The 12,661-nt window shown below is 43.1% G+C and carries 17 protein-coding genes and 1 pseudogene; 13 read left to right on the top strand and 5 right to left on the bottom strand.

Annotation, left to right across the window (positions count from 1 at the left end; translation table 11 throughout):
• Window positions 1-37: 37 nt before the first annotated feature.
• Window positions 38-457 (top strand): NUDIX hydrolase, encoded by a 420-nt coding sequence (locus Q3W56_RS11490; RefSeq protein ID WP_041850034.1) that lies wholly within the window; start codon window positions 38-40, stop codon window positions 455-457.
• 21 nt (window positions 458-478) lie between these two features.
• On the opposite strand, the pseudogene Q3W56_RS11485 reads toward Q3W56_RS11490, so the two are convergent.
• Window positions 479-829, bottom strand: a pseudogene (locus Q3W56_RS11485) (sigma-70 family RNA polymerase sigma factor); the annotation flags it as partial.
• A 198-nt stretch (window positions 830-1,027) separates the two neighbouring features.
• Between Q3W56_RS11485 and Q3W56_RS11480 the strand changes: the two are divergent.
• A complete protein-coding gene (locus Q3W56_RS11480) occupies window positions 1,028-1,438 on the top strand; it encodes a NucA/NucB deoxyribonuclease domain-containing protein (protein WP_302895559.1) in 411 nt (136 codons plus the stop codon).
• A 37-nt stretch (window positions 1,439-1,475) separates the two neighbouring features.
• Here the strand turns inward: Q3W56_RS11480 and Q3W56_RS11475 are convergent, their stop codons facing one another.
• On the bottom strand, window positions 1,476-2,198 hold the full coding sequence (locus tag Q3W56_RS11475; RefSeq protein WP_302895558.1) for a YqeB family protein: 723 nt from the start codon (window positions 2,196-2,198) through the stop codon (window positions 1,476-1,478).
• A gap of 274 nt (window positions 2,199-2,472) precedes the next feature.
• Here Q3W56_RS11475 and gnd point away from each other — a divergent pair, with 274 nt between their 5' ends.
• Window positions 2,473-3,366 carry a phosphogluconate dehydrogenase (NAD(+)-dependent, decarboxylating) gene (gene gnd, locus Q3W56_RS11470; RefSeq protein ID WP_302895557.1) on the top strand — a complete coding sequence of 298 codons (894 nt, stop codon included), beginning with the start codon at window positions 2,473-2,475 and terminating at the stop codon, window positions 3,364-3,366.
• A gap of 17 nt (window positions 3,367-3,383) precedes the next feature.
• Here the strand turns inward: gnd and Q3W56_RS11465 are convergent, their stop codons facing one another.
• Window positions 3,384-4,010, bottom strand: a complete 627-nt coding sequence (locus Q3W56_RS11465) for a TVP38/TMEM64 family protein (protein WP_302895556.1) — start codon at window positions 4,008-4,010, stop codon at window positions 3,384-3,386.
• A 192-nt stretch (window positions 4,011-4,202) separates the two neighbouring features.
• Between Q3W56_RS11465 and Q3W56_RS11460 the strand changes: the two genes are divergently transcribed.
• Both Q3W56_RS11460 and Q3W56_RS11455 read left to right on the top strand, forming a co-directional pair.
• The gene (locus Q3W56_RS11460) at window positions 4,203-4,955 is read left to right on the top strand and encodes a peptidoglycan recognition protein family protein (protein WP_302895555.1); all 753 of its coding nucleotides are present in this window, start codon (window positions 4,203-4,205) and stop codon (window positions 4,953-4,955) included.
• 249 nt (window positions 4,956-5,204) lie between these two features.
• Window positions 5,205-5,936: an SGNH/GDSL hydrolase family protein gene (locus Q3W56_RS11455; RefSeq protein ID WP_302895554.1), complete on the top strand. Its 732-nt coding sequence runs from the start codon at window positions 5,205-5,207 to the stop codon at window positions 5,934-5,936.
• Between the two features lie 304 nt (window positions 5,937-6,240).
• On the opposite strand, the gene sda is transcribed toward Q3W56_RS11455, so the two are convergent.
• On the bottom strand, window positions 6,241-6,381 hold the full coding sequence (gene sda, locus Q3W56_RS11450) for a sporulation histidine kinase inhibitor Sda (RefSeq protein ID WP_003226124.1): 141 nt from the start codon (window positions 6,379-6,381) through the stop codon (window positions 6,241-6,243).
• 360 nt (window positions 6,382-6,741) lie between these two features.
• Between sda and Q3W56_RS11445 the strand changes: the two genes are divergently transcribed.
• From Q3W56_RS11445 to Q3W56_RS11410, 8 genes are read left to right on the top strand one after another with little or no spacing between them, the layout of a single operon-like run.
• Window positions 6,742-7,260 (top strand): YqeG family HAD IIIA-type phosphatase, encoded by a 519-nt coding sequence (locus tag Q3W56_RS11445; RefSeq protein WP_019715046.1) that lies wholly within the window; start codon window positions 6,742-6,744, stop codon window positions 7,258-7,260.
• Window positions 7,261-7,263: 3 nt separating this feature from the next.
• The gene (gene yqeH, locus Q3W56_RS11440) at window positions 7,264-8,364 is read left to right on the top strand and encodes a ribosome biogenesis GTPase YqeH (protein WP_268400131.1); all 1,101 of its coding nucleotides are present in this window, start codon (window positions 7,264-7,266) and stop codon (window positions 8,362-8,364) included.
• 18 nt (window positions 8,365-8,382) lie between these two features.
• Complete coding sequence (gene aroE, locus Q3W56_RS11435; RefSeq protein ID WP_302895553.1) at window positions 8,383-9,225, top strand: shikimate dehydrogenase; 843 nt, start codon at window positions 8,383-8,385, stop codon at window positions 9,223-9,225.
• The gene (gene yhbY, locus Q3W56_RS11430) at window positions 9,219-9,509 is read left to right on the top strand and encodes a ribosome assembly RNA-binding protein YhbY (protein ID WP_003226133.1); all 291 of its coding nucleotides are present in this window, start codon (window positions 9,219-9,221) and stop codon (window positions 9,507-9,509) included. The genes aroE and yhbY overlap by 7 nt, the downstream gene beginning before the upstream one ends.
• Window positions 9,510-9,520: 11 nt before the next feature.
• On the top strand, window positions 9,521-10,090 hold the full coding sequence (locus tag Q3W56_RS11425; RefSeq protein WP_166850596.1) for a nicotinate-nucleotide adenylyltransferase: 570 nt from the start codon (window positions 9,521-9,523) through the stop codon (window positions 10,088-10,090).
• Window positions 10,080-10,640: a bis(5'-nucleosyl)-tetraphosphatase (symmetrical) YqeK gene (yqeK, locus tag Q3W56_RS11420; protein WP_166850599.1), complete on the top strand. Its 561-nt coding sequence runs from the start codon at window positions 10,080-10,082 to the stop codon at window positions 10,638-10,640. Before Q3W56_RS11425 ends, yqeK begins: the two co-directional genes overlap by 11 nt.
• Window positions 10,641-10,657: 17 nt before the next feature.
• Entirely contained in the window at window positions 10,658-11,014 is a 357-nt protein-coding gene (gene rsfS, locus Q3W56_RS11415; protein ID WP_166850602.1) for a ribosome silencing factor, read from the top strand.
• Window positions 11,011-11,754 carry a class I SAM-dependent DNA methyltransferase gene (locus Q3W56_RS11410; RefSeq protein ID WP_302895552.1) on the top strand — a complete coding sequence of 248 codons (744 nt, stop codon included), beginning with the start codon at window positions 11,011-11,013 and terminating at the stop codon, window positions 11,752-11,754. Before rsfS ends, Q3W56_RS11410 begins: the two co-directional genes overlap by 4 nt.
• Before the next feature lie 65 nt (window positions 11,755-11,819).
• On the opposite strand, the gene comER is transcribed toward Q3W56_RS11410, so the two are convergent.
• Window positions 11,820-12,641 (bottom strand): late competence protein ComER, encoded by an 822-nt coding sequence (gene comER, locus Q3W56_RS11405; RefSeq protein WP_302895551.1) that lies wholly within the window; start codon window positions 12,639-12,641, stop codon window positions 11,820-11,822.
• Window positions 12,642-12,661 lie beyond the last annotated feature (20 nt).

The raw sequence follows: 12,661 nt of genomic DNA, 5'->3' as shown, positions 1-12,661 counted from the left end.
ACCAAATAAATGGACAAGTTTAATAGGAGGAGTACATTTGAACCCAATTAAAAAAGCCTATGGTTATGTTACAAGAGATAAAGGTGGAAAAACTCAGGTCTTAGTTTTTCAACATCCAATCAAAGAAGCTGGGATTCAAGTACCTAAAGGTACCGTGAAACATGATGAACATACATATAACGCAGTTATAAGGGAAATTGAAGAAGAAACAGGTTTGAAAAACTTTGAGGTAGAAAAGCTTATAGCAGAAGACTTCTGGGAGAGTGACGACGGAGCTGTTCACAATAGATTTTTTTATAGAATCAATGTATTAGATGCTCCAGAATGTTGGGATTACAATCCAACCGGTGGCGGGGAAGAGGAAGGATTAACATTTCATTACTTTTGGATTTCTTCAAAAAATGATGTGGAACTTATACGTGGGCATGGTGATTATTTAGATTTAATATTCGTATAAGGTTTTGCACCCCCCTTTTGGAATAACAATCTCATTTTCAATACACCGCGCGGCATACGTCGCCAGCTTTGTCCCTTTTCCGGCGGAATAGCTCTCAATTCCTTTGATCAGCCCAATTGTTCCGATGGAGATTAAGTCCTCTGCATCCTCACCTGTATTTTCGAACTTTTTCACAATATGGGCGACCAAGCGAAGATTATGCTCAATCAGCATGTTTCTGGCATGTTCATCCCCTTTAGCCATGAGCTCTAAGTATTTTTTTTCGTCGCTGCTTGAGAGCGGTTGTGGAAAGGCATTGTTTTTCACGTAAGATACTAAAAAGACAAGCTCTTTAACTACAAAACCGAGCGCTGCGAAAACACCTGTCACCATCGTCACCTCCACAAAAGTATGTAGGCAAAAGCCTATATGTAAATGTATGTGGGAGTGAGGCTGTCTGTGTCTGTACCGGGAAATTTCTCGCAGGAGAGCCTGGCTTTTGTAAGCAGCATACGAATTTCAAATTTTAAATATAATCTTTATCAAATGCCCATATATTGAAATGAACAAAAAATGTATGGGGGGATGAGAATGAAAAAATGGATGGCAGGCCTGGTTCTTGCTGCAGCAGTTCTTCTTTGTTTAATGGTTCCGCAACAGATCCAAGGCGCTTCTACGTATGACAAAGTGTTGTATTTTCCGCTGTCTCGTTATCCGGAGACGGGGGATCATATTAAAGATGCAATTGCAGAGGGACATTCTGATGTTTGCACCATCGACAGGGATGGAGCGGACAAAAGGCGGCAGGAATCATTAAAAGGATTTCCGACCAAGCCGGGCTATGACCGGGATGAGTGGCCGATGGCGGTTTGTGAGGAAGGCGGCGCAGGAGCTGATGTTCGATATGTCACGCCTTCTGATAATCGCGGGGCCGGCTCGTGGGTAGGGAATCAAATGAGCGGTTATCCTGACGGCACCAGAGTGCTCTTTATTGTGCAGTAATGAATAAGAGGCTCTTTTTTGAGCCTCTCCTCTGTTGTTACGTTCCTTCGCTATGCTGAATGTTCGGAGGATAGGTTTGTGCTTTTCGCCAATACTGGCGTGTTCCTTCGTCTCGAACAACGATGCCCAGCTGTGCCAGTTCGAGACGGAATTCTTCAACATCGTCTGTTTCCTCGTCTTTCAGTGCATTGTGACGAGCTTTCAATAAAGCATGGGCGCCTGGGGAGAGGTCTGGTGCATCAGGGATCCACCGGCGAAATTGATCTTTAAGTGGATCACCATCTGCTGCCCATTTATAATTATGCTTTCTAAAGACCTTCTCGACCTTTACTGGTTTTTCATCAATTTCTTCGCGTACCAATTCATATCCGGCTGTTCCAAGGAGGACAAGCCGTTTGTGATCGATAAACACAAGAGCGATGTCGTCGGAACGAATCGTTTGCACTTTCTTTCCTTTGATTAATTCCACTGTGTCATCTGTAATCTTTACAGACAGTAGCATTGCAATAACAGAATGAGCGAACCAAATCCCCGCGCACATCACGAGCAGTGCAGTGATAAATGCAGCTGATGAGCCCTGAAAAGAGGTGATGAGACGGAGCGGCCCTTCAAAAGGAATCCACGGAAGGGATAAAGCCCATTTTGCAATCTGCGGAATAAAATACACGATTGTAAGGCCGATGATTCCAAGTGCAGCATATAAAAAGTATGCTGCGGTTTTCGTAACTCCAATGAGAGTGTGAGATTGATCCTTCAACATGTCACCTTCTTTTACTGAAAAACTCTAATTCTCTTCCCATATTTTAACTTAATGGGTTGGGAAATCAAGGATAAGTTAATGGTTTTATAAATGGAGAGCTCAGAAACGGAGATGGGGGGCGCAGACGGTATCGGGAAATCAAAAACACAGGCTGCATAAGAAACAAACCTTTTGCAGTGAAAACCTATAAGCTCATATGGTTTTTGCGTATCACAATACAGTTCACTGGGAACATAAAGAGTAAAGGCTCTTTAGACAACCAGGAGGAACAGACATGAAAATCGGATTAATCGGCTTAGGCAAAATGGGTATAAACATAGGAAAGCAATTCTTGGACCGCAATCATCAAGCGGTCGGGTATGATGTAAATCAAGCTGCTGTTGATGAACTGAAAGCATATGGGGCTGAGGGGACAACGAATCTAAAAGAGTTGATTTCTACATTAGATACGCCGCGTATACTATGGGTTATGGTGCCGCATGGCGTTGTCGATGCTGTTTTGCGTGATGTGACATCTTTATTAACCAAAGGCGATATTGTCATTGAAGCCGGAAACTCTCATTATAAAGAATCGATTCGCCGCTACAATCAAATGAAAGAAGCGGGTATTTATTATCTCGATGCCGGCACGTCGGGCGGAATGGAAGGTGCGCGCCATGGAGCCTGTTTTATGGTGGGAGGTGACCCCGAAGCATGGGAGATTGTTGAGCCGCTTTTTCGGGATACTGCTGTCGAGAATGGGTATCTATACGCAGGTGAAGCGGGAAGCGGACATTTCTTGAAGATGATCCATAATGGCATTGAGTACGGAATAATGGCGGCGATCGGTGAAGGATTCGAAGTACTTGAAAACAGCCAATTTGATTTTGACTACGAAAAGGTTGCGAGAGTGTGGAATCATGGCTCTGTCATTCGCTCTTGGCTCATGGGGCTGACTGAGCGAGCATTTTCTAAAGATGCGAAGCTGGATCAGATCAAAGGCATTATGCATTCCTCAGGTGAAGGAAAATGGACGGTGGAAACCGCGCTTGATCTGCAGACGGCAACTCCGGTGATCACTATGTCGCTGCTGATGAGGTACCGTTCTTTAACAAATGATACGTTTACAGGAAAGGTTGTCGCTGCACTTCGAAATGAATTCGGAGGCCATGCGACAGAGAAAAAGTAAGGGGCGGACAGGCCTCCTTACTTTTTTTGCACTTTCAGCAGATGAGGGAACTTTTTATAAATGATCAGCATCAAGATCAGAATGTAGGCTCCGTAAATACTGAAAGACAGCAATTTATTGCTGGTAAAATGAGCGCCTGCAATAGTGACAACGATAATATTCGGGATTTTCCCTATGAAAGACGCGAAGAAAAAAACATGCCAGCGAACCTGGCTCAGCCCGCATATCACGTTCATGACAAGAGAAGGAATGACCGGGATGAGCCTTCCTAGTAAAACAGCGGCAAAAGCATTTTTGTGGAAGGAAGCCTCGTAGCTTTGGATGGCAGGATAGGACAGAACTTTTTTTCGGGCCCAGTCTCTAAAGCTGTACCTGGCGAGAAAAAACAGCATCATTGTACCAAGCATTGAGCCGGTTAATGTAATCGAAATCCCATTGGCTATTCCAAACACAGCGCCATTTAAAGCGGCAACCAAAGCAAACGGCACAATTGGGAAAAAGACATCGGCGGCAATCAGCAGCATACTGAATAAAACAGAAAACAGCCCTCCTGCTTTGATCGCATCAAGCCATGCTTCTTTCTGAAAAAAACCGACTGCAATGATAGTAATCATCACGATGATACCTAGTATCTTTTTTAACATGTCTATGGTCACTCCCAACGAAGGTGATGTCAGGAGCCAAAACCTCCGTCATCTAGGATTAGTATAACTGGTGTCATTTCAGCGGTTCAACTGAAAACCGTGTTCGATTGGGAACACAATTTTTTTTGTTTTGTAAAATAGGCTGTCCAACTTTCTGTTTTCTGCATTCCTTAATAGTAGGGAGGGATAGAAATGGTTACGATAAAAAAGGATTTTATACCGGAATCAAACGACAATCGTCCTGGCTATGCGATGACTCCTGCTTACATTACGGTGCATAATACAGCGAATACCGCAAAAGGCGCGGATGCGAAAATGCATGCCAATTATGTCAAAAATCCAAGCACATCTGTCAGCTGGCATTTTACAGTTGATGATTCAGTCATCTATCAGCATCTTCCGCTAGATGAAAACGGCTGGCATGCGGGTGATGGTACAAATGGGACAGGGAACCGCAAATCAATTGGAATTGAAATCTGCGAAAATGCAGACGGCGATTTTGAAAAAGCAACAGCAAATGCCCAGTGGCTGATCCGAACACTAATGAAGGAAAACAATATTCCGCTGAAACATGTCGTTCCTCATAAAAAATGGTCCGGGAAAGAATGTCCGCGAAAACTCTTGAATCAGTGGAGTTCTTTTATAAACGGAATTTCTTCCTCCAATACACCTCCAAAAGAGTCATCTCCAACATATCCGCTGCCGTCAGGGGTTATCAAGCTCACTTCGCCTTATCGAAAGGGCACGAACGTCCTGCAACTGCAAAAGGCTTTAGCGACGCTTCATTTTTATCCTGATAAGGGCGCCAAAAATAATGGAGTAGACGGGGTTTATGGACCGAAAACAGCGAATGCCGTCAAGCGTTTTCAGCTCATGAACGGATTGACTGCAGACGGTATCTATGGACCTAAAACGAAGGCCAAGCTTAAATCGAAGTTAAAGTGAATGTGGGATTTAAGGAATAGCCTGTTCCCAGTGTGGATTCAGGTTATTTTCTATCCTATTCATTGCGTGTTTTTCCGATTGAGAAGAAGGGAATTTGAAAAGAATCACCTGATATGCCGCATTGAAAGAATGATTTTCATTGAGGGGGACACGTTAACAATAGGAAAAACAGAGATAACGAAGAAACTCTTCGTTGAATGAAGGGAAACAGAGGTATAACATTAAGGCGAGGCTTTTGGGGGTGTAAAAATGAAGCATTTTTTCATCCTTTTCCTTCTGCTGCTTGTTACAGCAGGGTGCGAAGAAAGGGGATATGAAGACGTTGTAGCATTTGGTGACAGCAATACGCGAGGCTCTAATTGGGATTATCGCGATTATCCAAAAGCACAACAGTGGGTCAATCTATTAAAAACGGCTGAACGCGGAAAGCTTGATATACTCAATGCGGGGATCGGTGGACAGACGACAGAGGATGCCCGTTTACGGTTTCAGACAGATGTTTTGGACCAGAAACCGAAGCATTTGTTTATTATGTTCGGCACGAATGATGCCGCGATACTGACTGGAGGTAAGCCAAGAGTGTCGAAGCAGCGTTTTAGAGAAAATCTGGTTTACTTTATTAAAGAAAGCAGAAAACAAGGAATCAAGCCAATCCTAATGACATGTATCCCAATTATTGAAGGAGACGGGAAGCATCAACTGTTTTACTATTCGAGATATAAAGCAGCTGCTTTTGAACCGAAAGGCGGGGCGAGAAAATGGCACAATTCATACAACGATATTACAAGAGATGTGTCGAAGCGCCTGAATGTCCCTCTTGTAGACAACTGGAAGCATTTTATAGAAGCAGACGGCGGAAAAGCAACTGATGAAGCGCTTATCCAATCCGGTCTGATAGATCCTTCAGGCAATCATATGACACCTGAAGGGGCAAGGATTGTATATGAAGGAATACAAGATGGGCAGGTTTTGAAGTACTGAGCCGGACAACGGCCTAGGCCGTTTTATTTTTCCTACATAGGCTGTTATAAAGCTTACTTAAGGAGGCGCTTCACATGTATGGCGCAAGCAGAGCATATGGATACACTTTTATCGTTGTTTTAGTTGTTGTTCTCCTGGTTGTGGGCGGCATATATTGGTTAGCATAGTTACCGTCCCTTGAAAACACCTCTTTTTAGGGGTGTTTTTTGCTGAAAACAGTAGTAAAGCCCGTAACCGAAGTGATATAATATCAGTCATCTGAGTAAAAAAAGGAAATACGCCCGGAAAAAATAGACAAATTCTATTAAGAAGATACGGAAATAATATGTCCGAGCGATCTTCTTTTTATTTCGTTTTCAATTAATTCGATAAAGTCACGGTTTAAATTCATTTCGGTGGCTTTGAAATAAGATTCTATTAATAATTCATCAGACAGTTTTCTCATGCTAGGAACCCAATTAATGGGAGAGACACCTCCTTAAAAGTTGGAATCATTCATGATTTTAACGCATACATTGATAAGTTGCGTTCATCTGTGGCTAAAGTTATCTTTAATCTACCATGAATTGCATATAAGAACAATCGTTCTGTTATCCACACCAAAAAGTGGATAACTTGTGAGTATCGTGTTTATAATTTGTCTAAAGAGTGATGTAATAAGAGTGGATAGTGTGTGTAATTTTATCCACAACTGGTGAAGAAACCCAATTTTTGTCGAAATTTTTTTGCTCAGTTTTTCTTCAGGCGCAAGTTCGATTGTTTTCGACAATCATGTTGAGAGAAAGAAAAGGGAAGGGTGCGGGTTTTGTTAAAAAAGTTTTTTCTACCTGACGAGTTTGTAAAAAATATTTTTCATATTACACCTGAGAAATTAAAGGAACGAAATGTAAAAGGAATTATTACCGACCTGGATAATACGCTGGTTGAGTGGGACAGACCGAACGCGACGCCGCGTTTGATCGAGTGGTTTGAAGAAATGAAGGAGCACGGCATTAAAGTGACGATTGTCTCTAATAATAATGAGAGAAGAGTGAAACTTTTCTCAGAACCGCTTGGAATCCCATTCATCTATAAAGCAAGAAAACCGATGGGCAAAGCCTTTAACAGAGCGGTGGCCAATATGGAGCTGAAAAAAGAGGACTGCGTTGTCATCGGAGACCAGCTGCTGACCGACGTACTCGGAGGAAACCGAAACGGCTATCATACAATTTTGGTCGTGCCTGTGGCTTCTTCTGACGGATTCATTACGCGATTTAACCGCCAGGTCGAACGCAGAATACTGAGTGCTCTCAAACGAAAAGGGCACATTCAGTGGGAGGAGTAAGAAATGGAAAAGGTTGTTTGTATCGGCTGCGGAGTTACAATCCAAACCGAGGACAAAACAGGTCTGGGCTACGCGCCGCCTGCATCGCTTACGAAAGAAAATGTGATTTGCCAGCGCTGCTTCAGACTGAAAAACTATAATGAAATACAAGATGTTTCCTTAACGGATGATGATTTCTTAAACATTCTTCACGGTATTGGGGAAACGGATTCTCTCGTTGTTAAAATTGTTGATATTTTTGATTTTAACGGCAGCTGGATCAATGGGCTGCAACGCTTAGTGGGAGGAAACCCTATCTTATTGGTTGGCAATAAAGCGGATATCTTGCCTAAGTCTTTGAAAAGAGAGCGTCTGATCCAGTGGATGAAGCGTGAAGCGAAAGAGCTTGGCTTAAAACCGGTTGACGTGTTTTTGGTTAGTGCGGGACGCGGCCAAGGGATTAGAGAAGTAATTGATGCAATTGAGCATTATCGCAACGGCAAAGACGTCTATGTTGTCGGATGCACCAATGTAGGGAAGTCAACCTTTATTAACCGGGTTATTAAAGAAGTGTCAGGTGAAGAAGATATTATAACGACATCCCAATTTCCTGGCACAACCCTTGATGCGATTGAAATTCCGCTGGACGACGGCTCAGCGCTTTATGACACACCGGGAATTATCAACCACCATCAAATGGCGCATTATGTCAATAAAAAGGACCTGAAGATACTATCTCCTAAAAAGGAGCTGAAACCTCGCACATTCCAGCTTAACGATAAGCAAACACTGTATTTCGGCGGACTTGCAAGGTTTGATTATGTGTCAGGAGAAAGGTCTCCTTTTATTTGCTATATGCCGAATGAGCTGATGATTCATAGAACAAAACTGGAAAATGCAGATGCGCTTTATGAAAAGCATGCAGGGGAATTGCTCACACCTCCAGGAAAAGATGAAATGGATGAGTTTCCGGAATTGGTCGCCCATACGTTTACGATAAAAGACACAAAGACAGATATCGTTTTCTCAGGGCTAGGCTGGGTTACAGTGCATGACGCCGATAAAAAAGTAACTGCTTATGCGCCAAAAGGCGTTCACGTATTTGTTCGGCGCTCATTAATTTAATGAAAAGGGGAGAGGAGTATGAAAAAGCTGTACGGGGTTATCGGAAATCCGATTGGCCATTCCATGTCACCTGATATTCATAACGCATCATTGAAAGATCTCAGTCTAGACGGACATTACCATGCCTTCAAAGTAGAAGCGGATGATCTGGAAGATGCGGTAAAAGGAATAAAAGCACTTGGCGTACAAGGAATCAATGTGACTGTTCCTCATAAGGTTTCCATTATGGATTACCTGGATCATATTGATGATAGTGCAAAAGTGATCGGTGCCGTAAATACGGTCAGAAGAGAGGGAGACAAGCTTGTTGGATACAATACCGACGGGGAAGGCTTTGTGAAGTCATTAATGAAGGTATTGGACAAGCCCATCTCTGAACTGTCATTCTTAATGATCGGCGCGGGCGGAGCGGCAAGAGCCATTTTCACAACAATTGCCCGCAATGTTCCGAAAAAGTTTGACATTTGCAACCGGACGTTGGAAAAAGCAAAGCAGCTTACAGAATCCACTCCCTCGTTTCACAATAAAGAAGTGTTAAGCATAAAAGAAGCAGAAGCAAGGCTTGAGCAGTATGATGTTATTATCCATACAACGTCTGTGGGCATGTATCCGAACGTGAACGATGTGCCGATTTCATTACAGCGTGCCGCAAGCAGTGCCGTCGTATGTGATATCGTGTATAATCCAATTCAGACGGCTCTTTTAAAAGAAGCAAACCAAAAAGGCCTGAAAACACTCGATGGAGTGGGCATGTTTCTTGAACAAGCAGCATTGTCTTTCCAACTGTGGACTGGACAAGAGCCTGATATTGAAAAAATGAGATCAATTGTCATAGGAAAATTAGGAGGAACAGAATGTTAACAGGTAAACAAAAACGTTTTTTGCGCTCAAAAGCGCATCATTTAACGCCGATTTTTCAAGTAGGTAAAGGCGGAGTAAACGACAACATGATTAAGCAAATTGCTGAGGCGCTTGAAGCGAGAGAGCTGATTAAAGTCAGTGTTCTTCAGAATTGCGAAGAGGATAAAAACGATGTAGCGGAAGCCCTAGTAAAAGGAAGCCGCTCTCAATTGGTGCAGACAATCGGCAATACGATTGTGTTATATAAGGAATCAAAGGAAAATAAACAAATCGAGCTTCCTTAAAGGTGGTTGAAATGAAGAAAATCGGAATTTTCGGAGGCACGTTTGATCCTCCGCATAACGGTCACCTCTTAATGGCCAATGAGGTGCTGTATCAAGCGGGGCTTGATGAAATTTGGTTTATGCCCAATCAAATTCCGCCGCATAAACAGGACGAAAACTATACGGACAGCTTTCATCGCGTGGAAATGCTGAAGCTTGCGATTCAGTCTAATCCGTCCTTTAAGCTGGAACTCGCTGAAATGGAAAGAGAAGGGCCTTCATATACCTTTGATACCGTTTCTTTACTGAAGCAGCGTTATCCGAATGATCAGTTGTTTTTTATTATCGGTGCCGATATGATTGAATATTTGCCGAAATGGTATAAGCTGGACGAGCTGCTGAACCTCATTCAATTTATTGGAGTAAAGCGCCCCGGTTTTCATGTTGAAACCCCTTATCCGCTTCTCTTTGCAGACGTTCCGGAATTTGAGGTATCATCAACTATGATAAGGGAACGGTTTAAAAGCAAGAAGCCCACTGACTACTTAATCCCTGACAAAGTGAAGAAGTATGTAGAGGAGAATGGTTTATATGAATCGTGAGGAGGCACTTGCATGCGTTAAGCAGCAATTGACCGAACACCGATATACCCACACGATTGGCGTGATGAACACGGCGATCGAACTTGCGGAGCGTTTTGGAGCCGATCCTAAAAAAGCGGAAACAGCAGCTATCTTTCATGATTACGCCAAATTCCGCCCGAAAGAAGAAATGAAACAAATTATTGCGCGAGAAAAAATGCCTTCACATTTATTGGATCATAATCCGGAGCTATGGCACGCTCCGGTCGGCGCTTATTTGGTCCAAAGAGAAGCGGGAGTTCAAGATGAAGACATTCTTGACGCCATCAGGTATCATACCTCTGGGCGGCCTGGCATGACACTTTTAGAAAAAGTCATTTACGTTGCCGATTACATTGAGCCCAACCGGGCATTTCCCGGTGTCGATGAGGTACGTAAACTTGCTGAGACAGATTTAAATCAAGCGCTGATTCAATCCATCAAAAATACAATGATGTTTCTTATGAAAAAAAATCAACCGGTTTTTCCAGACACATTTTCAACGTATAACTGGCTTGTGTCTGGCAACTGAACAGGAGGAATTTGTGAATGAACCAAAAGTCCATTTTAAAGATCGCAGCTGCGGCTTGCGATGATAAACGGGCAGAGGATATTTTAGCACTGGATATGGAAGGCATTTCTCTGGTTGCTGATTATTTTCTGATCTGCCACGGGAATTCAGATAAACAGGTGCAAGCGATTGCCCGTGAAATCAAAGATCAAGCTGAAGAAAACGGCATTCAAGTCAAAAAGATGGAAGGCTTCGATGAAGCAAGATGGGTGCTCGTTGATCTTGGTGATGTGATTGTCCATGTCTTCCACAAGGACGAAAGAAGCTACTACAACCTTGAAAAGCTGTGGGGGGACGCTCCGCTCGCAGATCTTGAGCTTGGATTGAACCAATGATTTACCAAGGCTTTGCAAGCGTGTATGACGAGTTAATGTCACACGCACCTTACGATCAATGGACAAAGTGGATTGAAACATCTCTCCCGGAAAAAGGCCGTATCCTCGATCTTGCATGCGGCACGGGAGAAATCTCAATCCGGCTTGCCGACAAAGGCTTCGAGGTCACGGGGATCGACCTCAGTGAGGAAATGCTTTCCTACGCCCAGCAAAAGGTCTCTAGTAACCAGCCTATTCTTTTTCTTCAGCAGGATATGAGAGAGATTACCGGCTTTGATGGCCAGTTTGACGCTGTTGCGATATGCTGTGACTCATTAAATTATTTAAAATCGAAAAATGATGTGATCGAAACCTTTAAAAGTGTATTTCGAGTGCTGAAGCCTGGAGGCATTTTGCTGTTTGATGTTCACTCATCTTATAAAATGGCCGAAGTCTTTCCAGATAGCACATTTGCTGACCAAGATGAAGATATCAGCTATATTTGGCAGAGCTTTGCCGGGAGTGAAGAGCTTTCTGTCATTCATGACATGTCGTTTTTTGTGTGGAACGGTGAAGCGTATGACCGCTTTGATGAGACGCACGAGCAAAGAACGTTCCCAGTGGATGAATACCAAGAAATGCTGAATAGCTGCGGTTTTCAGCTTCATCGCGTGACAGCTGATTTTACGGATTCAGAGCCATCAGCACAATCAGAACGCCTATTTTTCAAGGCGCAGAAATTAAAAACCATCGTTTCCTAAGACGATGGTTTTTTAAAATGTTTTTTTATGTTTTTGCAGTACAGACAAACGTATGACATACTCGTCTACACATCAAACTGCTTCTTCACTGCGGATATATCCTCTTCGTACTTCAAATGAGTATTTTGAAACACCCGGTGAAACATATCCTGCACACCGCTTTCCAGTGCTTTAATGCCTTCTCCTGTCACACCGCCTTTAACGCAAACCTTTTCCTGTAATGCAGGCAGGGTATACAATTCGGTTTCTAACAGTTTCCCCATTCCGACAAGCATTTCCTTACACATCAGAATGGCGTCCTGTTTGGACACTGACGTTTCCGAAACAGCTGCATCTATAAACCGCTGAATCAGATAGCTCATAAAAGCGGGACCGCAGCTTACAATATCTGATGCCACCCTCGTGATGTCACTTTCAATTTGCAGCGGATGAGAGATATGCTTCATCAGCTCATTGATTTTCGTTTCTGCAGATTCTCCGCAGCTTGTGCCAAAAGTGACGAGAGAAACGCCTGCCAGCGCCCGGTTCGTAATACTTGGGATCACTCGCGCCACTTGACATGGCACATACTGTTCGAGCTGTTCGGTTTGAACTGGGCTTGTTATTGAAATGAGAATATGATCCTTTCTTAAATAAGGTAACGCTCTTGCAAGTAAAGGATATATATCAAGCGGCTTAACACAAATAAAAATCATTTCGTTCTCAGAAACAAGCTTTTCCAGACTTTCTGTTACGTTTATGCTGTTGTAGCGGTTTTTTATGTGCAACGCTTTTTCAATTGTGCGGTTTGTGATTGTCATGTTTGAGGGATCGGCTGCTCTTGATTCAATAAATGATTCTATAAGGATCGTACCCATATTTCCTGTGCCGATAAAGCCTATCTTCAATGGTTTCCCCTCCTTTTAGC

Source organism: Bacillus sp. C28GYM-DRY-1, from assembly GCF_030519405.1.
In the GTDB taxonomy this organism is placed as follows: domain Bacteria; phylum Bacillota; class Bacilli; order Bacillales; family Bacillaceae; genus Bacillus; species Bacillus spizizenii_A.
The sequence above is the reverse complement of the archived record's forward strand: the minus strand, read 5'-3'. Positions and strand labels throughout refer to the sequence as shown.